General features: G+C 74.5%; 21 protein-coding genes and 1 pseudogene. 14 read left to right on the forward strand and 8 right to left on the reverse strand.

Annotation, left to right across the window (positions count from 1 at the left end; all coding sequences use genetic code 11):
- The first annotated feature begins 861 nt into the window (after positions 1–861).
- The 6 genes from ABZ128_RS32360 to ABZ128_RS32385 all read left to right on the forward strand — a co-directional run bounded on the left by ABZ128_RS32360 (position 862) and on the right by ABZ128_RS32385 (position 6968).
- On the forward strand, positions 862–1509 hold the full coding sequence (locus tag ABZ128_RS32360) for a hypothetical protein (protein WP_356853077.1): 648 nt from the start codon (positions 862–864) through the stop codon (positions 1507–1509).
- A gap of 261 nt (positions 1510–1770) precedes the next feature.
- On the forward strand, positions 1771–2280 hold the full coding sequence (locus ABZ128_RS32365; protein ID WP_356853078.1) for a 2Fe-2S iron-sulfur cluster-binding protein: 510 nt from the start codon (positions 1771–1773) through the stop codon (positions 2278–2280).
- The gene (locus ABZ128_RS32370; RefSeq protein ID WP_356853080.1) at positions 2277–3269 is read left to right on the forward strand and encodes a xanthine dehydrogenase family protein subunit M; all 993 of its coding nucleotides are present in this window, start codon (positions 2277–2279) and stop codon (positions 3267–3269) included. Before ABZ128_RS32365 ends, ABZ128_RS32370 begins: the two co-directional genes overlap by 4 nt.
- Positions 3266–5491, forward strand: coding sequence for a xanthine dehydrogenase family protein molybdopterin-binding subunit (locus ABZ128_RS32375; protein ID WP_356853081.1), 2226 nt, complete (start codon positions 3266–3268; stop codon positions 5489–5491). The genes ABZ128_RS32370 and ABZ128_RS32375 overlap by 4 nt, the downstream gene beginning before the upstream one ends.
- 84 nt (positions 5492–5575) lie before the next feature.
- Positions 5576–6076, forward strand: coding sequence for a hypothetical protein (locus ABZ128_RS32380; RefSeq protein WP_356853082.1), 501 nt, complete (start codon positions 5576–5578; stop codon positions 6074–6076).
- 52 nt (positions 6077–6128) lie between these two features.
- Entirely contained in the window at positions 6129–6968 is an 840-nt protein-coding gene (locus ABZ128_RS32385; protein WP_356853083.1) for an alpha/beta hydrolase, read from the forward strand.
- Positions 6969–7003: 35 nt separating this feature from the next.
- Here the strand turns inward: ABZ128_RS32385 and ABZ128_RS32390 are convergent, their stop codons facing one another.
- From ABZ128_RS32390 to ABZ128_RS32400, 3 genes are all read right to left on the reverse strand, one after another.
- Positions 7004–8290, reverse strand: coding sequence for an MFS transporter (locus ABZ128_RS32390; RefSeq protein WP_356853085.1), 1287 nt, complete (start codon positions 8288–8290; stop codon positions 7004–7006).
- Between the two features lie 110 nt (positions 8291–8400).
- A complete protein-coding gene (locus ABZ128_RS32395; RefSeq protein WP_356853087.1) occupies positions 8401–10416 on the reverse strand; it encodes a prolyl oligopeptidase family serine peptidase in 2016 nt (671 codons plus the stop codon).
- 99 nt (positions 10417–10515) lie between these two features.
- Positions 10516–12039 carry a glutamate synthase subunit beta gene (locus ABZ128_RS32400; RefSeq protein WP_356853089.1) on the reverse strand — a complete coding sequence of 508 codons (1524 nt, stop codon included), beginning with the start codon at positions 12037–12039 and terminating at the stop codon, positions 10516–10518.
- 192 nt (positions 12040–12231) lie between these two features.
- On the opposite strand from ABZ128_RS32400, the gene ABZ128_RS32405 reads away from it, so the two are divergent.
- Positions 12232–12426: a hypothetical protein gene (locus tag ABZ128_RS32405; RefSeq protein ID WP_356853091.1), complete on the forward strand. Its 195-nt coding sequence runs from the start codon at positions 12232–12234 to the stop codon at positions 12424–12426.
- Between the two features lie 721 nt (positions 12427–13147).
- On the opposite strand, the pseudogene ABZ128_RS32410 reads toward ABZ128_RS32405, so the two are convergent.
- Positions 13148–13425: pseudogene (locus tag ABZ128_RS32410) on the reverse strand (serine/threonine protein kinase); the annotation flags it as partial.
- 62 nt (positions 13426–13487) lie between these two features.
- Positions 13488–13898, reverse strand: a complete 411-nt coding sequence (locus ABZ128_RS32415) for an organic hydroperoxide resistance protein (RefSeq protein WP_356853092.1) — start codon at positions 13896–13898, stop codon at positions 13488–13490.
- 132 nt (positions 13899–14030) lie between these two features.
- On the opposite strand from ABZ128_RS32415, the gene ABZ128_RS32420 reads away from it, so the two are divergent.
- The 6 genes from ABZ128_RS32420 to ABZ128_RS32445 all read left to right on the forward strand — a co-directional run bounded on the left by ABZ128_RS32420 (position 14031) and on the right by ABZ128_RS32445 (position 16728).
- Entirely contained in the window at positions 14031–14507 is a 477-nt protein-coding gene (locus ABZ128_RS32420; RefSeq protein ID WP_356853093.1) for a MarR family transcriptional regulator, read from the forward strand.
- Positions 14508–14812: 305 nt separating this feature from the next.
- A complete protein-coding gene (locus ABZ128_RS32425; protein WP_356853094.1) occupies positions 14813–15226 on the forward strand; it encodes a CBS domain-containing protein in 414 nt (137 codons plus the stop codon).
- A gap of 92 nt (positions 15227–15318) precedes the next feature.
- Positions 15319–15750, forward strand: coding sequence for a phage holin family protein (locus tag ABZ128_RS32430; protein ID WP_356853095.1), 432 nt, complete (start codon positions 15319–15321; stop codon positions 15748–15750).
- Positions 15747–16037, forward strand: coding sequence for a DUF3618 domain-containing protein (locus tag ABZ128_RS32435; protein ID WP_356853096.1), 291 nt, complete (start codon positions 15747–15749; stop codon positions 16035–16037). Before ABZ128_RS32430 ends, ABZ128_RS32435 begins: the two co-directional genes overlap by 4 nt.
- Positions 16034–16300, forward strand: a complete 267-nt coding sequence (locus tag ABZ128_RS32440) for a DUF4235 domain-containing protein (protein WP_356853097.1) — start codon at positions 16034–16036, stop codon at positions 16298–16300. Before ABZ128_RS32435 ends, ABZ128_RS32440 begins: the two co-directional genes overlap by 4 nt.
- 185 nt (positions 16301–16485) lie before the next feature.
- Positions 16486–16728, forward strand: coding sequence for a hypothetical protein (locus ABZ128_RS32445; RefSeq protein ID WP_356853099.1), 243 nt, complete (start codon positions 16486–16488; stop codon positions 16726–16728).
- A gap of 16 nt (positions 16729–16744) precedes the next feature.
- Here the strand turns inward: ABZ128_RS32445 and ABZ128_RS32450 are convergent, their stop codons facing one another.
- From ABZ128_RS32450 to ABZ128_RS32460, 3 genes are all read right to left on the reverse strand, one after another.
- Positions 16745–17551, reverse strand: a complete 807-nt coding sequence (locus tag ABZ128_RS32450; protein ID WP_356853100.1) for a VOC family protein — start codon at positions 17549–17551, stop codon at positions 16745–16747.
- 288 nt (positions 17552–17839) lie between these two features.
- Complete coding sequence (locus ABZ128_RS32455; RefSeq protein ID WP_356853102.1) at positions 17840–18043, reverse strand: cold-shock protein; 204 nt, start codon at positions 18041–18043, stop codon at positions 17840–17842.
- 224 nt (positions 18044–18267) lie between these two features.
- Positions 18268–18789 carry a hypothetical protein gene (locus ABZ128_RS32460; protein WP_356853103.1) on the reverse strand — a complete coding sequence of 174 codons (522 nt, stop codon included), beginning with the start codon at positions 18787–18789 and terminating at the stop codon, positions 18268–18270.
- A gap of 237 nt (positions 18790–19026) precedes the next feature.
- Here ABZ128_RS32460 and ABZ128_RS32465 point away from each other — a divergent pair, with 237 nt between their 5' ends.
- Positions 19027–19587, forward strand: coding sequence for a hemerythrin domain-containing protein (locus ABZ128_RS32465; RefSeq protein ID WP_356853105.1), 561 nt, complete (start codon positions 19027–19029; stop codon positions 19585–19587).
- Positions 19588–21186: the final 1599 nt, after the last annotated feature.

Genomic DNA, 21186 nt, shown 5'->3' on the forward strand with positions numbered 1-21186 from the left:
CGTGCACGTCAGGATCACTGACACGCCCCCACCTCTCGTTCAGCGCCATTGCCAACGACAAGATTCGGGAATTCCCCGTAATCACGGGCCAAGATCGTCGGCCCGTCGGGTTCTATCGAAACTGCGTGCGCCCTGCCGTGTCCAGGAAATGGACATGTGACCCCGGTCACAAACGAATTGACCGGGGGTCACGGCAAACTCTTGTGAAAAATTATGTGGAGAGATTGTCGGTGATACCCCATCTACCGGCGAGTAAGGCGTCTGCCGCCGGCCCATGGGCGGCCGGCCGGGGAAGGCGCCGACGCCTCAGGAGACGAACTCCTCGCGGACCTCGGGGTCCGCGAGCAGTGCGTCGTGGAGGCGGGTCGCGCTGACCCCGGGCGCCTGGATCTCGACGGCGTCGGCCTGCGGTGAACTGCGAGGCAGGCGAGGGCGCGCACCTCGCGGTCGAAGCGCGTCAGACGGGTCTTCAGCCGCGGATCGGCCGGATCGGTGATGACCGCGGTGTTGTCGGTGGCGAAGACCTCGGCGGTGGGACAGCCGCGCGCCGAGCCGTCCGCCTGCGCGGGCCCCGCCCCGGCCGCCCCCAGCAACAGAACGCCGACGCCGAGGAGGACACCCCACCGCTGCCTCACGCCAACTCCCTTGCCACCCGCGCGATTTGCGTCCAGAAGGCGGCCCAGGGGATCACGGTAGGGCCTGCACCCGCGCTCCGACTGCGACAACCACCGGGATGGCCGACAAACAGCCTCGGCAACTGCCCGGGGGTGGCGGGCCCTTCCGGATGTACGCCGGGCGGCCGTGTCCGGGGCGGTCTGTAGGATCTGGCGGTCCGAGTCCGCACCGGCAGGAGACACACACATGACGATCCATCGGCCGGGGCAGCCCGCAGACCTGCCGCCCGCGGAACTGCTCTGGGCGCGCTGGGGGTTGGTCGCCGTACTGGAGGCGACCACGGCGGCGGAGAGCCGCGAACGGCACCGCACCGGCCACTGGATCGACGGCACCGGCCTCCACCTCGACGACTGCGGCTGCACCTGGTGGACCCTGTCCCGCCGGGGCGAGGGCCGCTACGTGCTCTACGGCGAGGACGAGTCCAGCGGGGTGCAGTGGTACGAGCCCGCCATCGACATGCTCGCGCAGGCCCCGGAGTGGCTTCCGCACGAGAAGCTCCAGGACCTGCTCGGCGGCTGGGAGCTGGGCTGCGTCTACTGGTACGAGAACGGCTCGTGGGCCCGCGCCCCGTACCCCGACGGCCTGGGGGACGACGGCCTCGACTGCGGGATGAGCCGCTTCACCGACCGCGGGGAGGCGCTCGCACTGCTCGCCGACACCGCCGGCGCCGCCGCGGACGCGCTCCTGGAAGCGGCGCAGGAATACCGGCTGACTCCCGAGGTCCTGGAGAAGCTGGCCCCGGCCGCCAACGGCGACGGCGAAGCCGGGGACCTGCCGGCCAGGCTGCGCGCACTGGAGCGCGCGGGCCTCTCGGCCGCCACGGTCCGCCAGTGATCAGCCCGGTACACCGGTGATCCGCCCCTGCCCGCCGCCCTGCGGGCCGCCCTCCCCCCGGGCCGGCGCCGCGGGCGCGGGAAACGGGGAGGGGTGCGTGCCCGCAGCCGCCGGGGCGGTTGCCCGGGCCGCTCACCGCAGGCAGCCGCCGTATCCAGAGTAGGCCCGTACGCCCCGAGAGGTGTGAAATGCGCCGGGCCGGGATAGTCGAAGAGGTACAGAAGGTACTTTTCCGACACGAGGCGCACACAAGGGGTCACGATGCCGAACGCAGCCACGGAGACCCGCTCCCGCATCACGCTGCGCGTGAACGGCAAGGAGTACACGCTCGTCGTCGACCACCGGGTGACCCTCCTCGACGCCCTGCGTGAGCTGCTCGATCTCATCGGGGCGAAGAAGGGCTGCGACCACGGACAGTGCGGGGCGTGCACGGTCCTGGTCGAGGGCCGCCGGGCCAACAGCTGTCTGCTGCTCGCCGTCGCCCACGACGGCGCCGAGATCACCACCGTGGAGGGCCTCGGCGACGCGGCCGCCCCGCACCCGCTGCAGCAGGCCTTCATCGACCGCGACGCGTTCCAGTGCGGCTACTGCACCCCGGGCCAGCTCTGCTCCGCCGTGGGCATGCTCGCCGAGGCCGAAGCCGAGCGGTCCTCCCCCGAGGAACCGCTCGGGCTCGACCGCGCGGCCATCGCCGAGCGGATGAGCGGGAACCTGTGTCGCTGCGGGGCCTACCCGCGCATCGTCGACGCCGTTCAGGACGTGATCCGGTGAAGCCGTTCGCCTATGTGCGCCCCGCCGCGCTCCAGGAGGCCGTCGCTGCCCACGGGGGCCGCCCCGGGGCCTCGTACCTGGCCGGCGGCACCAATCTGGTGGACCTCATGAAGCTCGGGGTGGAACGCCCCGACACGCTCATCGACCTCACCGGCCTGCTGTCCGCCACCGTCGAGGAGACCGCGGACGGCGGACTGCGGATCGGCGCGGGGGTGCGCAACAGCGACCTCGCCGCCCACCGGCTGGTGAGGACCCGCTACCCCGTCCTCGCGCAGGCGATCCTCTCCGGCGCGTCGGCGCAGCTGCGCAATATCGCCACCACCGGCGGCAACCTGCTCCAGCGCACCCGCTGCCCCTACTTCCAGGACCTGACCAAGCCCTGCAACAAGCGGGAGCCGGGCAGCGGCTGCGGCGCCCTCGACGGCGTCCACCGCGACCACGCCGTCCTCGGCCATTCCCCGCAGTGCATCGCGACGAACCCCTCCGACATGGCGGTGGCCCTGGCCGCCCTCGGCGCCGAGGTCGACATCGAGGGACCGCGGGGCGCGCGCACCGTGCCGGTGACGGCGTTCCACCGGCTGCCCGGGGACCACCCCGAGCGGGACACCGTCGTGGAGCCGGGGGAGATCGTCACCGCCGTGCGGGTGCCGCCCGGCCCGGCGGGCGTCCCGTCCCGCTACCGCAAGGCGCGCGACCGGGCCTCGTACGCCTTCGCGCTGGCCTCCGTCGCCGCCGTCCTCGACCTCGACGGCGGCCGCGTACGCCGGGTGGCGCTCGCCTTCGGCGGGCTCGCGCACCGGCCCTGGCGGGCCACCGCGACCGAGGCGCTGCTGCTGGGCGCCGAGCCGGCCCCGGATGCGGTGCGGCAGGCCGTCGAGGCCGGCCTCGCCGAAGCCCGGCCGCTGCGCGACAACGCCTACAAGGTGGGCCTCGCGAGCAACCTCGCCTGCGAGGTGCTGGACACGCTGGCGCAGGAGCAGCACGGATGAGCGAGAGGCAGACCATGCATTCCACCCCTGCCGCCGGACCGTCCGCCGGGCAGGCCGGACCCGCCGCCGGACCGTCCGCCGGGCAGGCCGGGTCCTCCGCCGGCCCCGCCCTCGGTGCTCCCCTCGTCCGCCGCGACGGCTGGGAGAAGGTCACCGGCACCGCCCGCTACGCCGCGGAGCACACCCCGCCCGGCTGCCTGTACGCCCGGCCGGTGCCGGCCGCCATCGCCCGCGGCCGGGTCACCGCCGTCGACACCTCGGCCGCCCTCGCCCTGCCCGGCGTGGTCGCCGTGCTCACCCCGTACGACGCGCCCGCGCTCGGGCCGGCCGACGACGCGACCCTGCGGGTGCTCCAGGACACCGAGGTGCCCCACCGGGGCTGGTACGTGGCGCTGGCCGTCGCCGAGTCCCCGGAAGTCGCCGAGGAAGCCGCCGACGCGGTGCGCATCACCTACGACGCCGCGGACTCCTTCGACGTCGCCATGGCCCCCGACCACCCCGCCGCCTACACCCCCGAGCAGGTCAACGGCGGCTACCCCGGCCACCGTGAGCAGGGCGACCCGGCAGCGGCCTTCGCCGCCGCCCCCGTACGCGTCGAGTGCGTGTACTCCGTGCCGCCGCTGCACAACCACCCCATGGAGCCGCATGCCGCGACCGCCCACTGGGATCCCGGCAGCGGCCGTCTGACCGTGTACGACTCCAGCCAGGGCGCCGGGTACGTGCGCATGACGCTGGCCGGGCTCTTCGACCTCCCCGAGGACAGCATCACGGTGGTGTCCGAGTACGTGGGCGGCGGCTTCGGCTGCAAGGGGACCCCGCGGCCGCACGTGGTGCTGGCCGTGATGGCCAGCCGCCGCACCGGCCGCCCCGTCAAGATCGCCCTGCCACGGCGCGAGCTGGCCGCCACCGTCGGGCACCGTGCCGCGACCCTGCACCGGCTGCGGCTGGGCGCGCAGGCGGACGGCACCCTGAGCTCCCTCGCGCACGAGGTGACGACGTACACCTCCCGCGTACGGGAGTTCGTCGAGCAGGCCGCGGTGCCCGCCCGGGTCATGTACGCCGTGCCCGACCTGCTCACCACGCACCGCGTGGTCCCGCTCGACGTCCCCACCCCGTCCTGGATGCGGGCTCCGGGCGAGACCCCGGGCATGTACGCCCTCGAATCGGCCATGGACGAGCTCGCCGAGGCGCTCGGCCTGGACCCGGTCGAACTGCGCGTACGCAACGACGCCACCTCCGAACCCGACAGCGGCCACCCCTACAGCAGCCGCCACCTGGTGGAGTGCCTGCGCGAGGGCGCGCGGCGGTTCGGCTGGTCCGAGCACCGGACGGCCCACAGCGAGGGCCCGCTGCTGATCGGCACCGGTGTGGCCGCCGCCACCTACCCCGTCTACATCGCCCCGTCCGCGGCGAGGGCGCACGCCCTGCCGGACGGCACGTTCCGGGTCGAGGTCAACGCCACGGACATCGGGACCGGGGCGCGTACGGTCCTGGCCCAGGTGGCGGCCGACGCCCTCGGCGTCCCGGTGGACCGCGTCACGGCGGAGATCGGCCACACCAACCTGCCGGCCGGCTCGGTGGCCGGCGGCTCCTCGGGTACGGCCTCCTGGGGCTGGGCCGTCCACGACGCCTGCACCGCCCTCCTCGCCCGGCTGGACCGGCACCCCGGGCCGGTCCCGGACGGCGGCCTGTCGGTGTCGGCCGACACCACGCAGTCGGCCAAGCAGCGCTCCCCGTACGCCCGGCACGCCTTCGGCGCCCACTTCGCGGAGGTCCAGGCGGACACGGTCTCCGGTGAGGTACGGGTCCGCCGGATGCTCGGGGTGTTCGCGGCGGGCCGCATCCTCAACCCGCTGACCGCGCGCTCCCAGCTGACCGGCGGCATGATCATGGGCATGGGGATGGCGCTGGGCGAACACGCCACCCTGGACCCGGCCTTCGGCGACTTCGCGGAGCGCGATCTCGCCGCGTACCACGTGCCGGTGCACGCGGACGTGCCCGACATCGAGGTGCACTGGATCGACGAGCACGACAAGCACCTGAACCCGATGGGCAGCAAGGGCATCGGTGAGATCGGCATCGTCGGGGCGGCGGCCGCGGTCGGCAACGCCTTCCACCATGCGACGGGCCGGCGCATCCGCGAGCTGCCGCTCACCCCCGACCGGGTCCTGGCCGCCCTGGGCGGGCCGCCCGGTGCGGGTCACCGGGACGGCACGGCCTGAGGCCCGAAGGGCCGGCCATTCCACGAGTAGGGCGTGTCCCGTCGGCCCGCGGGCCCGGACGGCGCCGAGAAAGGGGCTCACCGCATGCACTCCGACGTGCTCGGCATCTACCTCAACGACCACGTGGCCGGGGCCACGGCGGGCCTGGAACTCGCCCGCCGGGTCGCCCGCTCGCACCGGCGCTCCGCCCTCGGTCCGGAGCTGTCACGCCTCGTGGAGGAGATCGACCACGACCGGCGCGAGCTCCTCCGGCTGATGGAGGCCCTGCGGATCCCCGTCCGGCGCCACAAGGTCCTGGCGGGCTGGGTCTCGGAGAAGGCGGGCCGGGTGAAGCTCAACGGCCGTCTGCTGCGGCGCTCGCCCCTGAGTTCCCTCCTGGAGTTCGAGGCCCTCAGGCTCGGCGCCGAGGGGAAGGCCTGCCTGTGGACGGCTCTGCTCCCGGCGGCGTCGGCCGAGCGGCCGGCGTTGGACGAGAGCCGTCTCCAGCACCTGCTGGGGCGCGCCCGCGAACAGATCTCGCTGCTGGAGGACCTGCGAGTGCGCGCCGCCGCGGGCCTGTTCGCGGGCGACCGCGCGCCCTCGTGACCCGCCGGCAATTCGGTTGCCCGAGCGGAATGCGGTTGACATGGTCATCGCCATGCACACTTTTCACGCACCCGACGGCACCGAGCTGGCCTACCACCTCAGCGGGGACGGGGCTCCCCTGCTCTGCCTGCCGGGCGGACCCATGCAGGCCTCCGTCTACCTCGGAAACCTCGGCGGCCTGGACGCGCACCGGCAGCTGATCAGGCTGGACCTGCGCGGAACGGGACGGTCCGCCCGGCCCGAGGACCCCGGCTCCTACCGCTGCGACCGGCTCGTCGGCGATGTCGAGGCGCTGCGTGCGCACCTCGGCCTCGCCCGGGTGGACCTGCTCGGGCACTCCGCCGGTGCGAATCTGGCCGCCCTGTACGCCGAGCGCCATCCGGACCGCGTGGGAAGGCTCGCGCTGATCACCCCCAGCCCCTTCGGCCTGGGCATCGAGGTCAGCGCCGCCGCCCGGCGTGAGACGGCGCTCCTGCGCCGTCACGAGCCATGGTTCCCGGCCGCGTTCGCAGCCTTGGAGGACGTGATGGCGGGCCGCGCGACCGCCGACTCCTGGCAGGCCCTCACACCGCTGCGGTACGGACGCTGGGACGCGGCGGCCCGAGCGCACCAGGCCGCCGAGGACGCCCAGCGCAACGGCGAGGCGGCGGCCGTGTTCGGCTCCGAGGGCGCCTTCGACCCGGACCGCACCCGCGCGGCGCTCGCCCGCTTCGGACAGCGGGTGCTGGTGCTGGCCGGGGAGGTGGACCTGAACTCCCCTCCGGCGGCGATGGCGGAGCTCAGCGGGCTGTTCCCGCACGCCGAACTCGTCGTACAGCCCGGCGCCGGTCACTTCCCGTGGCTCGACGACCCGGACCGGTTCACGGCGTCCACCGCCGCGTTCCTGGCCTGACGCCGGCCCTCCCGCCGGGGCGCGGCGGAGCCGGCTCAGGCCGCCAGGCTCTCGGCCTGCTTCGCCGCGCGCCGGGCCACCGCGTCCGGGTCCGTGTCCGCGTCGTACGTCACCAGCCGGGGCAGCAGCGCGGACAGCACCGCCACCGCCGCCACGCACATCAGGCCGCCGCTCCAGAACGCCGGGCGCGTCCCGGTCCAGCCCGCCACCGTGCCGGCGCGCACCTGGCCGAGCTGCGGGCCCACGCTGTACGAGAGGACCTCGATGCCGGCCAGCCGTCCGCGCAGTTCCTCGGGGATGGTCTGGTTCCAGATGGTCGCGCGGCCCAGTCCGCTGAGCATGTCGCCGGCGCCCGCCACCGCCAGGCACACCAGCACCGGCCAGATGTGCGTGAACCAGCCCGCCGCCGCGATGGCGGCCCCCCAGACCGCGGCCCCGCACACCACGAAGAGGCCGTGCCGGCGGACCCGGGAGGTCCAGCCGCTGGTCAGCCCGAGCAGCAGGGAGCCCACTGCGCCCGCCGAGTACATCAGGCCGAGCGCCCACACGGCGTCGAGCTCGTCGGCGAGGAACGGGAAGATGGTGTTCGGGAAGGCGAAGAACATCGCCGCCAGGTCCACCGCGTAGGTGCCCAACAGCACCGGCCGGCTCCATGCGTGGCGCGCGCCCTCGGCGATCGCGCGCAGGGAGGGCCGCTCCGCCCCGGGCGAGGGCGGCGCCGGGGACAGCCGTGCGCACAGGAGCACGGAGACGGTGAAGCCGGCGACGGTGATGCCGTACGCCGCGGCGTGGCCGGCGTAGGCGACCACCAGTCCGGCGAGCGCCGGGCCGGCGATGGCACCGATCTGGTAGCGCAGCGCGTTCAGCGCCGCGGCGGCGGTCTGCTGTTCGTGCGGCACGATCCGCGCGAGCATCGAGTCCAGCGCCGGGCGCTGGAGGCCGGACAGCGCCGACACCCCGGCCGCGACCAGGTACAGGGGCCAGAGCAGCGGGCTCGGCAGCAGCGCGTTCACCAGCAGGACGAGGGCCAGCAGTCCGAGCCCGGCCTCGCTCAGCAGGATCAGCCGCCGCCGGTCGAGGGAGTCGGCGAGCGCTCCTCCGTACAGCCCGAAGACCACCAGCGGGACCAGTTCCACCGCGCCCATCGCGCCGACGGCGAGCGGTGAGTCCGTCAGCTCCTTGATCTGGAGGGGAAGGGCGATCATCGCCATGAAGGAGCCGAAGAACGTCATGGCTCCCTGGAAGAAGAGCAGCCGGAAGTCCCGGCTCGATCGCCAGGGCGCGGTGTCGGGCAGCAGGCGGGAGCGGCGGGTGGTCCTCACAACGGGTCATCGTCCGGGACCCGTCTTCGGACCGGCAACGCATTTTCCGTGCGTGTGCCTCCCACCGCTCCCCTCCCCTCGCGCGCCGGCCGGAGCCGCTCCCTGCCGCGTCAGGTCGCCGTACCGCCCAGGTGCTGCCACAGGAAGGTGTAGGCGAGCGCCTGGTTGTGGGCGGCCTGTTCGTTGTCGCTGGCGCCGCCGTGGCCGCCGCCGGTGTTCTCGTGGAACAGCACGCGGTGGCCCAGCTCGCGCAGGCGGGCGGCCGTCTTGCGGGCGTGCCCGGGGTGGACGCGGTCGTCGCGCGTGGAGGTCATCAGCAGCACGGGCGGGTAGGCCTGCCCGGCGGCCAGGTTGTGGTACGGGGAGAGATCCTCCAGGTGCGGGCGGTCGGCCGGCTCGTCCGGGTCCCCGTACTCCGCGACCCAGGACGCGCCGGCGAGCAGCCGGTGGTAGCGGAGCATGTCCAGGAGCGGGACCTTGGCGACGACGGCGCCGAACAGCTCCGGGTAGCGGACGAGCATGGCGCCCATCAGCAGGCCCCCGTTGCTGGCGCCGGTGATGCCGAGCCGGTCGGGGGTGGTGATGCCCCGGGCGACGAGGTCGGCGGCGACGGCGGCGAAGTCCTCGAAGGCCCGCACGCGGTCGGCCCCCAGGGCGGCCTGGTGCCAGGCCGGGCCGTATTCGGCGCCGCCGCGGATGTTCGCGACGACGAAGGTGCCGCCGCGGGCCAGCCAGGCGCGGCCGGTGACCGGGCTGTAGTACGGGGTCTGCTGGTCGCGGAAGCCCCCGTACCCGTAGAGCAGGGCGGGACCGGGCCGGTCCGGGCGGTCGGGGCCGACGACGAAGTAGGGCACCGCCGTGCCGTCCGGGGAGCCCGCGAAGAACTGCCGGACGGTCAGGCCCTCGGCGTCGAAGCGGGCCGGGGCCTGCTTGAGGAGCTCGCTGTCGCCGCCGACGTGGCCGTAGCTGAGGGTGGAGGGCTGGAGGTAGCCGTCGACGTTCAGGAAGTACTCGTCGCTGACGTCCGGGTCGGTGTCGGTGACCCCCGCCGAGGACAGCGGCGGTACGTCGGCCAGCGGGCGGCGGCTCCAGCCGTCCGGGCCCGGGGTGAGGACCTCGATCCGGGTGGCGACGTCGGCCAGCGTCTCCACGATCAGGTGGTGGCGGGTCCAGCAGTGGCCTGCCAGCGCGGTGCGCGCGTCCGGCGTGAACAGCACGTGGGCGCTGCGGTCCCCGGCGAGGAAGGCCTCGAAGTCGAAGGCGAGCAGCGAGCCGGCCGGATGGCCGAGCCAGGGTGTCTTCGGGGTGACGACGAGCCACTGCCGGTGGGCGTACTTCCCCGCGTCGTCCGGAACGTCGATCTTCACCAGCGTGTCGCCCTCGGCGAGCAGGTGGAGCTCGTGGTGGAAGAAGTCGGTGGCGCGGGAGACGAAGTCCCGCTCGTAGCCGGGGGTTGCGTCGCGCCAGCCGGTGGCCGAGATGTCCGAGGCCTCGGCCTCGAAGACCGGCTCGGCGTCCTGCGGCGCGGTGCCCCGGCGCCAGCGCCGGACCGTACGGGGGTAACCAGAGGCGGTCAGGGAGCCCGGTCCCAGGTCGGTGCCGAGGAAGACGGTGTCCTCGTCGATCCAGCCGATGCGGGTCTTCGCCTCCGGCAGCCGGAAGCCGTCTTCGACGAATTCCTTTGCGTCCAGGTCGAATTCGCGGACCACGACGGCGTCAGAGCCGTCCCGGGAGAGCTGCACCAGGGCCCGGCGGTAGTCCGGGTACCGCACGCCGGCCCCGGCCCACACCCACTCCTCCCCCTCCGCGGCCGCCAGGGCGTCGACGTCGAGGAGCACCTCCCAGGCCGGGTCGTCCTTGCGGTACTGCTCCATCGTGGTACGCCGCCACACGCCCTTGGGCCGGTCGGCGTCGCGCCAGAAGTTGTAGAGGAACGCCCCGCGGCGGACGGTGTAGGGGATGCGGTCGGCGTCGTCGAGGACCTCGCGCAGCTCGGCGCGCAGCGCCTCGAAACGGGGGTCCCCGGTGAGCGCGGCGGCGGTCCGGGCGTTCTCCTCCCCGACCCAGGCCAGCGCGGCCTCACCCTCGATGTCTTCGAGCCACAGGAAACGATCTTCAGCAGTCACCCCCTGATTGTGCCGCCCGGCGCGCCCTGCCGGGGACGACTCCCCGCAACCCCCTGGCACGGCCCCGGCAGACGGACCCGCCCGGGCCCCCGGGGCGGGTCAGGCCGAGAGCGGGCGGTCGTGGGCGCGGACAGGGGACGGGAGGGCCGTGGAACCGGTCAGGTAGCGGTCGACGGCGGCGGCCGCGGCCCGCCCCTCCGCGATGGCCCACACCACCAGGGACTGGCCGCGTCCGGCGTCACCGGCGACGAACACCCCCTCGGGCTCCCGGCGGGCGGCCCGGGGGGCCGGCTCGCCGGGCGGGCGGGGTCCGGCGAGGGCCGCGAAGTCCGCGTCCCGTGCGAAGGCCCCCCGTGCGTCGCGGCTGAGCGCGAGCTGCTCGCCGAGGCCGCCGGCCCGCTCCGGGCCCGAGAAGCCGAGGGCCAGCAGGACCAGCCCGGCCTCGATCACCCTCTCGGTCCCCGGGAGCGGTGCTCTGCGCGTGGGCTCCACCGCCGTCAGGTGCAGGGCCCGTACCCGGCCCGCCGCGTCACCGTCGAAGTGCACGGTGGCGGAGGAGAAGAGCCGGGGGTCGGTGCCGTGGCGTCCGCGTGCTTCCTCGTGGGCGTGGGAGATCCGGTAGACCTTCGGGTACACCGGCCAGGGCTGTGCGTCGGGCCGCTCGGGGCCGGGTTCCGGGTTGATGTCGAGCTGGACCACCGACAGCGCGCCCTGCCGCAGGGCGGTGCCCAGGCAGTCCGAGCCGGTGTCCCCGCCACCGATGATCACCACGTGCCGGCCCTCGGCCGTGATCGTGGGCCGGTCCAGGTCGCCCTCGCCGACCCGGTTGGCGGCGATCAGGTACTCCATGGCCTGGTGGATGCCCCGCAGCCGGCGCCCCGGTACGGCGAGCTCCCGGCGCTCCCCGGCCCCGACCGCGACGACCACCGCGTCGTGGCGCCTGCGCAGCTCGGCCGCGTCGACGGCGCGGCCGACGTCCGCCCCCGTGCGGAAGACGGTGCCCTCGGCGCTCATCTGGGCGATCCGCCGGTCCAGCTGCGCCTTCTCCATCTTGAAGGCCGGTATGCCGTAGCGGAGGAGCCCGCCGAGGCGGTCGTCCCGCTCGTAGACGACGACGGTGTGACCGGCCCGGGTGAGCTGCTGGGCGGCTGCGAGCCCGGCCGGCCCGGAGCCGATGACTCCGATGGTCCTGCCGCTGAGCCGCGGGGGCGGTGCGGGCGGGGCGTATCCGTGCTCCCAGGCCTGGTCCGCGATCGTCTGCTCGACGTTCTTGATGGTCACCGGGTCGGAGTTGATCGACAGGACGCAGGAGTCCTCGCAGGGCGCCGGGCAGAGCCGGCCGGTGAACTCCGGGAAGTTGTTGGTCGCGTGGAGCCGGTCGGCGGCGGCCCGCCAGTCGCCGTGGGCGGCGTACGCGTTCCACTCGGGGATGAGGTTGCCCAGCGGGCAGCCGCCGTGGCAGAACGGGACTCCGCAGTCCATGCACCGGTTGGCCTGCTCCGACACCAGGGGCAGCAGCGTCTGCCCGGCGTGGACCTCGCGCCAGTCGCCGAGCCGCTGCTCCGCGGGGCGCCCCGGGACGGGGCGCCGGGGGGTCCGAAAGAAGCCCCAGGGATCGGTCATGCGCCGCCTCCGTGGTTCATGGGCGGGTACGGCGGTTCCGACCAGGTTACGCCGCATTTGTCACGGTTTCCCGACGGCGGGGCAAAGCTCCGGTCTCGCGGGACCGCCGCCCTGCGCGGGCCGTGCGCGTAACGGCCGCGGCGGCGGGAAGACGCTCGGCGGAGCCGGACGGACGGCGAAAGGAGCGGCGCCATGGGCGGCGGCAGCATGCGGGACAAGGCCCAGCGGCCGGGGATCGGCCGCGAGGAGCAGGTGGAAGAGGCCCCCGGCGGGGACCGCCCGACACGGAACCGGACCGCCGAGGAGTCCACGCGGCGGCGGGAGGACGAGCGGCAGGGGGAGCACGAGGAGGGCGACGGCGCCGGGCAGCGCCGGGGCGGCGGCTAGGGCCTATTGTCCGGATCATGTTCTCGTCGGTCGTCGATGCCCCCCGGCTACCGCCGGGAGGGCCCCACCGCCTGGACTCCCTCCTCGGCCTTGCGATCGCACGCGCCAGGCCTGATCCGAAAGCAGGCCCTGGACGGCTTGAGGGAGCAGGGCGGCACGGAGGAGGCCGGTGCCGTTCGGTCGGCCGTCGGTGGCCCGAGGGCCGGTGCGCCCAGTGTGGCTGACGGGTCATCAATCCGCTGCGCCGGCTGGTTTGACGGGCCGCGGCCGACCGCGTGCACGATGCGGTGGAGCACGGCGCGGGGAACGCCGGGGTGCCCGTCGCCGCGCAAGCCGGAAGCCAAGCGGCACCGGCCGGCCGTGCCGCGGACCGGGGTGCCGGGCCGGCCTCCCCGGTGAGTGCCTCGCCCCGGCGCATACCGCGCCAGGCGCGGACCGACCAGTGCGCCGACGCGGCCCGTCAGCCGGCACCGGCCGGCCATGCCGCCGCACCGGCCTCCCCGTTGGGCGCCTCGTCACCGAACCCTCGGCCCGGGGCGCCGGCCTTCCGACCCCCGCCACGCGTGACGCGTGCCGGCCGACTACCGCGCCGGCGCGAGGGCCGTGAGTGGCGGCCGCCGCCACGTCCGGCGGCGGCGTGCATCGCGCACCGCGACCTCAAGCGCGCAACGTTCTGCCGCCACCGACGGGCCCCGCATGGTCCCCCGGCCGGCCAGGGAACGTGGATCACGTGCAGGACCTCGGCCATGCCGGGGATCAGCAGGAGCAGGGCCTCGACCGGGAGCACTCCGTGAGCGACGACGGTGTCCGCCGGGGTGGGCCCGGTACGTACACGGTGGCCGGTCAGGGCTGCGCCCCTCGGTGTCCGCATCGATGACGGGGCGGTCAGCCCCCTGCACGCGCTGCGCAGGCCGCCCTTCCTGCGCGAACCGGCGGCGGATCCGGCGCCTTCGGCAACTCGGTCCGGATCACCGTGACGGCGACGGGCCGCCCGCCGGGCGGGCGCCCCTCACGGCCGCGTGGGCCCGAAGGCGGCGGGAGCCGCCGCCGGATGCCGACGACTACTCGATGACGAGCTCGACGGGGATGTTGCCGCGGGTCGCCTTCGAGTAGGGGCAGACCTCGTGCGCCTGCTTGACGAGCAGGGCGCCCGTCTCGCCCGCGAGGGACTCGGGGAGCTCGATGCGCAGGGTGACGGCGAGACCGAAGCCGGTGGCGTCCTGGCCGATGGAGGTCTCCGCAGTGACGGACACCTCGCCGGTGTCGACCTTGGCCTGGCGGCCGACCAGGCCCAGCGCGCTGGCGAAGCAGGCCGCGTACCCGGCCGCGAAGAGCTGCTCGGGGTTCGTGCCCTGGCCGTTGCCGCCGAGGGCCGGGGGCATGGCGAGGGCGAGGTCGATCTGGCCGTCGGAGCTGACGGTGCGGCCTTCGCGGCCGTTGGCGGTGGCGACAGCGGTGTACAGGGCGTCCATCGGAGTTCCTCTCGCGGGGTGGAACGGGGGAAGAGCGGCGGCCGGTCGTCGACCGCCTCCACCAATAGACCACACAATTCAGTTGTGCACAACTAAATGACCCACAAGCTCTTGGCGGGTACACTTGCCGTCATGACCGAGCAGCGCACCGACACCCTCCGCGACGAGGACTTCCTCCGCCTGGACGGCCAGATCTGCTTCGCGCTCAATGCGGCGAGCCGGGCCTTCGGCGGTCTCTACCGCGTCGTCCTGAAGGACCTCGGTCTGACCTACCCCCAGTACCTGGTGATGCTGGTGCTGTGGGAGCACGGCACGATGCCCGTCAAGCAGCTCGGACAGCACCTGCGGCTCGACTCGGGGACCCTCTCGCCCCTGCTCAAGCGGCTGGAAGCCGCGGGCCTGATCCGCCGCGAACGCAGCAGCGAGGACGAGCGCTCCGTCCACGCGAGCCTGACCGAGGCGGGGGCGGCGCTGCGCGCCCGCGCGGCGGAGGTTCCGCGCCGGATCGCGACCTCGACGGGCTTCGAGCTGACGGAGATCCGCGATCTCCAGGCCCGGCTCCACCGCCTGACCGCCGCCCTCGACGCCGCCACGGCGGCAGAGGAATGAGCCCGGCGGGCTGACCCGGCCCCTCCGGCGGCGACCCGGCGGCCACCCCCCGGCCGCACGGCGCCGTCGGGCGTACGGCCGCGGGACCGCCGTACTCGACGAGGCGTCATGCGGACCGTACGGGTGGACACCTCGACAAGGCCGGCGCGCGGCGACGGCGATCGCCGACGGACGCCCTCCACGTCATCGGCGCGGTCCCGGCACCTTCCCCGGGCCGCCCCGGTGACGGCCGGGCGTTAGCGGCGCGTACGACCGGGCAGGCGCCAGGAGACACCCATGCGGGAGCGACAAGGGAGGAACTGATCATGACGACTGCCCGCGAGATCATGACAGAGGGCGCCGAATGCATCGGCGCCGAGGAAACCGTCCTGGAAGCCGCGAAGAAGATGGAGCGGCTCGGTGTCGGCGCCCTGCCGATCTGCGGCACCGACAACAGGCTCAAGGGCATGCTCACCGACCGGGACATCGTGGTGAAGGTCCTGGCAGCGGGCAAGGACCCCGCCCAGTGCAAGGCCGGCGAGTTCGCCCAGGGCGAGGCGGTCACCATCGGGGCCGACGACGACGCCGAGGAGATCCTGCACACGATGGCCCGGCACAAGGTACGGCGGCTGCCCGTGATCGACGGCCACGACCTGGTCGGCATGGTGGCCCAGGCCGATGTCGCACGGGCCCTGCCCGAACCGAAGGTCGGTGACCTCCTGGAGGCGCTGTCCTCCTGAGGCGGACAGCGGTGGCCCCGGGGCCGCCCGGCGGCCCCGGTCCACCGTCCCGGCCGCCTCTCGCCGTGTACCGAGGAAACAGGAGACAGGTGATGGATCTCTTGGACCGTACCGACCACCGGGCCGCCCGCAGGGCCGATCAGGAGGAGTCGGTGGCCGCGCTCGTCTCGAAGGCCTCCCGGCAGCTGACACAACTGGTCCACGACGAGCTGCGCCTCGCGCAGGCCGAGATGGCCCAGAAGGGCAGGAGGTGGGGCGTCGGCGGCGGGCTGCTCGGCGGCGCGGGAATCGTGGCCATGCTGGCCCTCCAGGCGCTGGTGGCCACCGCGATCATCGCGCTCGCCCTGGTGCTGCCGCTGTGGGCGGCCGCACTCGTCATCGCCGCCGCCCTGCTGCTGATCGCGGCCGTGCTCGGCGGCCTCGGCAAGAGGAAGGTCGGCCAGGCCGGTCCTCCGGTGCCCGAGCAGGCCATCGAGAGCGTGCGGGCCGACCTCGTCGAGATCAAGGAGAGGGCGCACCGATGACCCGGACATCCCAGACGCACGACCCGCAGCCCACCCGCGAGCAGTTGCGCGCCCAAGTGGCCGAGACTCGTGAGGAGTTGGGGCGGACGGTGGAAACGCTGGTCGCGAAGACGGACCTCAAGGCCCAGGCGGCGCAGGCTCGCGGCCGGGCCGTCGCCGCTACGCACGAGGCGGGCGGGAAGGCCGCCCGGACCGTCCGTGACAACCGGTGGCTGGTGGCAGCGGGTGCGGCGGCGGGCTGCCTGCTGTGGCTGCTGCTGTGGCATCCCGGAGGGAGGAACCGGTGAAGACGTCGAAGATCGTCTACAAGCCGGTCGGGATGGCCCTGGGTGCTGCCGGCGGCGCCCTGGCCGGGGCCGCCTTCAAGCAGCTCTGGAAACGGCTCGGCCATGAGGAGGACGCCCCGAACGCCACCGACGAGGACCGCTCGTGGCGGGAGATCCTGCTGGCGGCGGCGTTGCAGGGAGCCGTGTTCGCCGCGGTCAAGGCGGTGATCGACCGTTCCGGCGCGGTGGCGGCCAAACGCCTGACGGGCACCTGGCCCGCCTGAGCCCGAGCCGGTGCCGGGCCTGCGCTGAGCCTGTGCTGAGCCTGCCAGACCCTGGGCCCGGGGCGGAGTTCAAACGCCCCGGGCCCGGTTTTCCCCCTGTCGGCCCATCCCGGTTGGCTCCTTCGGCGGCCGTGTCCTCTCATGGGAAGCGGACCCCCACCGATCCAGTGCAGAAAGGTGCGGCCATGTACGAGATGCGCTACGCATCGGCAGACCGGCGCGAGGCGGTCTGGCACGTCCTCGCCAAAGAGGCGGCCTCGGGCACGTTGTGCGGGCTCCGCCTCGTGTCCGCATCGAAGACCGCCCCGGCCGGCGCCGGGGAACGCTACTGCGCGGCCTGCATGGAGGCGTTCGGCGCCGTCATGCACGGCGCCGGGGCGGGGCCGGCGGTGGCGGGCAGGGCCTCGGAGCCGGCCCTGGGAACCTGAGCCGTCGGCCCGGCGTTCAGTCGAGGGCGGCGCCCCCGGAGGCTGCGTCCTCGTCGGCGTTCTCCGTGAGGGTGAACAGGGCGCCGTCCGGGTCCCGCAGCGTGACCTGGTGCCGGCTGCCCCGCGGCTCGGGGTCGGAGACGGTCATCCCGCCGAGCGAGGTGGCGGCCTGCACCGCGGCTTCGAGCCGGTTGACCCGGAAGTGCACGTGCCAGCGCGGCCGAGCGTGGGGACGCAGCGCCGCGACCTCGACGGGCCCGCTGTTCAGGCGGGCCACCGCCTCGCCGTCGTGGCGCAGCACCACCTGGTCCTCCTCGTACGACACCTGGCACGCCCCGGGCCGGCTGCTGGCCCACTCCAGGACCTCGCCGTAGAAGATCGCGGCGTCGAAGGCGTTGCGCGTACGCAGTTCCAGCCAGGCCGGCGCATGCCCGTGGCCCACCCGCCAGCCGGAGAACACGAAGCCCTCCCAGATGCCGAAGACGGCGCCCTCGCGATCGGCCGCCAGGGCCCCGCGGCCGCCGGTCTCGAAGGAGACCGGGCCGACGGCGACCGTTCCTCCGCGCTCCCGGATCCGGGCGGCGGTGGCGTCGGCGCTGCCGACGGCGAAGTACGAGGTCCAGGCCGCCGGGACCGCCAGGTCCCCGGCGAGGGCACCGATGCCCGCCACGGGCGCCCCTTCGAGCTCGGCGACGGACAGGCCCTCGCCGGGGCGGCCGGGCCGGAAGGTCCAGCCGAGTACGGCTCCGTAGAACCGCTGCGCCGCTTCGAGGTCGCGGGCGGTCAGGCTCACCCAGCACGGAGCTCCGAAGACATCCGTCATGCGCACCTCATCCTGCCGAGTCTTTGCGGGCTCCGCGTCCCGCCGCCCTTTCTAGCGAACCCCCGCCCGGCCCGCGGCGCCACACGCCGGACCGGCGCGTCCCGGCTTGGCGACGGGCCCGGGCCCGTCGCCCGGGGCCGCGGGGCGGGGGTGCGGGCTCGCCCGGGGTGCCCGGGAGGTGCCCGCGGGGGCCGGCGTACCCGGTGCCCGGAGGCGGCTCGGCACTCCCCCGGGCCCCCGAGGCCCGGGGGACCGCCGTCGGGCGGTCCGCCGCGCTGTCTCCGGCGGTCAGGCGGGGGTGATGTTCTCCGCCTGCGGCCCCTTGTGCCCCTGGGTGACGTCGAAGGTCACCGCCTGGCCTTCCCGGAGCTCCCGGAAGCCCGCGGCGTTGATCGCCGAGTAGTGGGCGAAGACATCAGGGCCGCCACCGTCCTGCGCGATGAACCCGAAACCCTTCTCCGCGCTGAACCACTTCACCGTTCCCGTAGCCATGTCCGATGTCCTCCTTTTTACGACGTCCACCGTCCGCACCGCGCGGACGGCACAACGCGCCGCCCCGGCCCACCGGCAGACGGCGGATCAGGGCGACCGAGCGGACGGTACACCGCGACCCGACCACCACCGAGAACAAAGACGACGCTCCGCGCGGCCTCACCCGAAGGGACTACCACCATCGGGTTGCCGCACCGGGGTCGGAGTCAACAGGGCGGAGGCGGTCAGGCGCCGAGACGGGTCAGGAGGGGCTCGCGGTGCAGCTCGGCTATCGGCGCGAGGAGGTCCGGATGCCGCAGGAGGGCGGCCGCCTGCCGGTCGCCCGACGCGGGCTCCGTGAGCCGGCGGAAGGCGACGGGGAGCGTACCCACGTGGTCCGTGCCGCTCACGGCCTGCGCCGCGGCCGCAGCCAGGGAGGGCACGCTCAGCAGGCATGCGGCCCAACTGGCGACCACTTCGTCGACCCATGAGCGCCAGGCGTGCTCCTGCGGATCGCCGGTCCCGGTGGTATGAGCGTCCGCTCCGGTGATCCAGTCGAGCCGGTCCGAACCGCCCGGGCCGGTCAGGGCGACCAGCTGGACGTCGAGCTCCGTCGGGTACCGCAGCCACGCGGCGAGCGTGACGGCCTGGCGCGACTGGACTTCCGCGAGGCTGCGTTCGAGGGCGCCCCGGCCGGAGGGGTAGGCCCGGGTGAGCCACTGCGCCGTCGCCGCTATGAGCGGGGACAGGGAGAAGTCCGTGGGCACGGCAGGCCTCCAGGCCGGGATGACGGGTGGTCCATCACCATAACGGCGGTATCACCCGAATTGGAATGGAGCAGGGCCTTCTCCCGTGGTGGGCTGGGCCACAGGCCCGACACGCGGATCGCGGCAAATGCCCGGCGTGTCCCCCTGCGTCGATTTCATTGGGAAGCCGACAGGACCACGGATCACCGAGCACCGAGCACCGAGCACCGAGCACCGATCACGATCGAGGAGAACGCGATGGGACATGGCGGCGACGTCATCGCAGAGCTGACCACCGACCACCGGGAAGTGGAAGAGATCTTCGGCAAGATCGAGGGAATGCCGTCCGGCGACTCCCGCCGGAAGACCCTCGCGGAGCAGGCCATCATCGAACTGGTGCGGCACTCGGTCGCGGAGGAGTCCTACCTCTACCCGGCCGTACGCGAGCAGATGGCGGACGGCGACATGATGGCGGACAAGGAGCTTGAGGACCACGCGGCGGCCGAGCGCACGATGAAGGAGCTGGAGGGCTGCGAAGCGGACGACCCCCGCTTCGACGCGCTGATGCTCAAGCTCATGACGGAGATCCGGGAGCACATCGCCGACGAGGAGACCAACCTCTTCCCGCAGCTCCGTTCGGCCTGTACGCCCGAGATGCTGAACGAGTTGGGTGACAAGGTGCGCACTGCCAAGAAGACCGCGCCGACCCGCCCGCACCCGTCCGCCCCGGACAAGCCTCCCGCCAACAAGCTCCTCGCCCCGGGGGTCGGCCTCGTCGACCGCCTCCGCGACATGATGACGGGCCGCGGCAAGCCCTGAGCCGCCGCGCCCCGGCGACCCTCGCCACGATCGCCCTCCCGGCCGGGGCAGGCGAACCGGACAGGCCGGGGGCTCGCCCCCGACATGCAGGGCACGGGGGCGACCTCGGCAGGCCCCGGCCGGGAGACCCCCTGCCCGTCGCGGGCGGTCACCGAGCCGGCGATCCCCCTCCTGGCCAAGGTGCTCGACCGAACCGCACCGCAGGCCGAGCGAACCGGCCGGGGGGCCCGCTGCCGACATGCAAGGCACGGGCGGCAACCTCGCCAGGCCCCGGCCGGAACGCCCCCCGCCCGTCGCCGGCGACCACCGAGCCGGCGACCCGCTCCCAGCCCAGGTGCTCGACCAAACCGCACCGCAGGCCGAGCGAACCGGCCGGGGGCCCGCTGCCGACATGCAAGGCACGGGCGGCAACCTCGCCAGGCCTTGCCGCTGGCGACCACCTGGCTGACCACTTCGCTCATGCGACCCGCCGGCCCGTCACGGCGCGCGCCCGGGCGGCCCCTGCACTCCCTCCGGCCTGCACGACGCAGCGGCGCCTCAGCAGGCCCGGCACGGACACCCTGCCCACGGGTGGCGGCCACTGGCTGACCGCCTCGCTCGCGCGACCCGCCGGGCCGCCAAGGCCCGCCCGCGGCCCTCAGCAACGCCCTCCCCGGCCGGGGTGCTCGACCAGACCCGCCGCAGGCCGAGCGGACCGGCCGGGGCTCGCCCCCGGCAGGCAGGGCGCGGGCGGCGACCTCGGCAGGCCCGTCGCTGGCGGTCACCGGACTGACCACCTCGCTCGCGCGACGCCACCGGCCCCGTCACGGCACGCGCCCGGCCGGCCGGCCCTCGCGGCAAACGCGCTCGCCGGCCGGGGTGCTCAGGCCAAGCGGGCCGGCCGGGGCACTCCCCTCCGGCCTGCCCGGTCCGGCGGCGACACCAGCAGGCACCGGGACGAACACCCTGCCCCGCGGTGGGAACCACCGGGCTGACCACCTCGTCGCGCGACCCGCCACCGGGCCCATCACGGCGCGCGCCCGCGGGGCCCTGCAGCGAACGCCATCCCCGACGGGGGTGCGCAGGGCAAGCGGACCGGCCGGGCGCTCGCCTATGGCGTGCATGGGGCGGCGACGACCTCGCCGGCCCCGACGCGGGCGTTGTGCCCGCCGGAGACAACCGCTGCCGGACCGGCCGTCTGGTCCGGCAGACCCCACGCAGCCGCCAACCGGACGCTGCCTCGCCTGACGGACTACAGCGTCCGCACCCTCGGCATGCGAGGCGAGTTGCCCCATAGCGCGGCCTCCTCGCCGCGGGTCGCCCTCTGGACCGCGCTGCGCCGCCAGCAGACGACACCTGCGGCGCGGCGGCGCCAGGGCCCGGCGCGACGGCCGCACAGACCCCCCGCCTCGCTGCCGGCCGCCGCCTCACTCCTGTGACCCTCCGCCACCCGGCGCGACGGTCGTGGGGCACCGAGGGCCCTCGCCGCGATCGCCCTCCAGGCCATACGGCGCAGCCAGACGGCGCTGCGCCGTATGGCCTGGAGGCCCCGAGCTGACCGCCTCGCTCACGCGACCCGCCCCGGGCCCGTCACGACCACCGGCAGCGCAGCCGCCCCCC

The organism is Streptomyces sp. NPDC006326 (genome assembly GCF_040612915.1).
GTDB lineage: Bacteria > Actinomycetota > Actinomycetes > Streptomycetales > Streptomycetaceae > Streptomyces.

Bases quoted from the DNA above. Each gene is read 5' to 3' on its own strand.
- ABZ128_RS32360 (WP_356853077.1), top strand. From the start codon at position 862: ATGACGATCCATCGGCCGGGGCAGCCCGCAGACCTGCCGCCCGCGGAA.
- ABZ128_RS32365 (WP_356853078.1), top strand. From the start codon at position 1,771: ATGCCGAACGCAGCCACGGAGACCCGCTCCCGCATCACGCTGCGCGTG.
- ABZ128_RS32375 (WP_356853081.1), top strand. From the start codon at position 3,266: ATGAGCGAGAGGCAGACCATGCATTCCACCCCTGCCGCCGGACCGTCC.
- ABZ128_RS32380 (WP_356853082.1), top strand. From the start codon at position 5,576: ATGCACTCCGACGTGCTCGGCATCTACCTCAACGACCACGTGGCCGGG.
- ABZ128_RS32385 (WP_356853083.1), top strand. From the start codon at position 6,129: ATGCACACTTTTCACGCACCCGACGGCACCGAGCTGGCCTACCACCTC.
- ABZ128_RS32400 (WP_356853089.1), bottom strand. From the start codon at position 12,039: ATGACCGATCCCTGGGGCTTCTTTCGGACCCCCCGGCGCCCCGTCCCG.
- ABZ128_RS32405 (WP_356853091.1), top strand. From the start codon at position 12,232: ATGGGCGGCGGCAGCATGCGGGACAAGGCCCAGCGGCCGGGGATCGGC.
- ABZ128_RS32415 (WP_356853092.1), bottom strand. From the start codon at position 13,898: ATGGACGCCCTGTACACCGCTGTCGCCACCGCCAACGGCCGCGAAGGC.
- ABZ128_RS32420 (WP_356853093.1), top strand. From the start codon at position 14,031: ATGACCGAGCAGCGCACCGACACCCTCCGCGACGAGGACTTCCTCCGC.
- ABZ128_RS32425 (WP_356853094.1), top strand. From the start codon at position 14,813: ATGACGACTGCCCGCGAGATCATGACAGAGGGCGCCGAATGCATCGGC.
- ABZ128_RS32430 (WP_356853095.1), top strand. From the start codon at position 15,319: ATGGATCTCTTGGACCGTACCGACCACCGGGCCGCCCGCAGGGCCGAT.
- ABZ128_RS32435 (WP_356853096.1), top strand. From the start codon at position 15,747: ATGACCCGGACATCCCAGACGCACGACCCGCAGCCCACCCGCGAGCAG.
- ABZ128_RS32445 (WP_356853099.1), top strand. From the start codon at position 16,486: ATGTACGAGATGCGCTACGCATCGGCAGACCGGCGCGAGGCGGTCTGG.
- ABZ128_RS32450 (WP_356853100.1), bottom strand. From the start codon at position 17,551: ATGACGGATGTCTTCGGAGCTCCGTGCTGGGTGAGCCTGACCGCCCGC.
- ABZ128_RS32455 (WP_356853102.1), bottom strand. From the start codon at position 18,043: ATGGCTACGGGAACGGTGAAGTGGTTCAGCGCGGAGAAGGGTTTCGGG.
- ABZ128_RS32465 (WP_356853105.1), top strand. From the start codon at position 19,027: ATGGGACATGGCGGCGACGTCATCGCAGAGCTGACCACCGACCACCGG.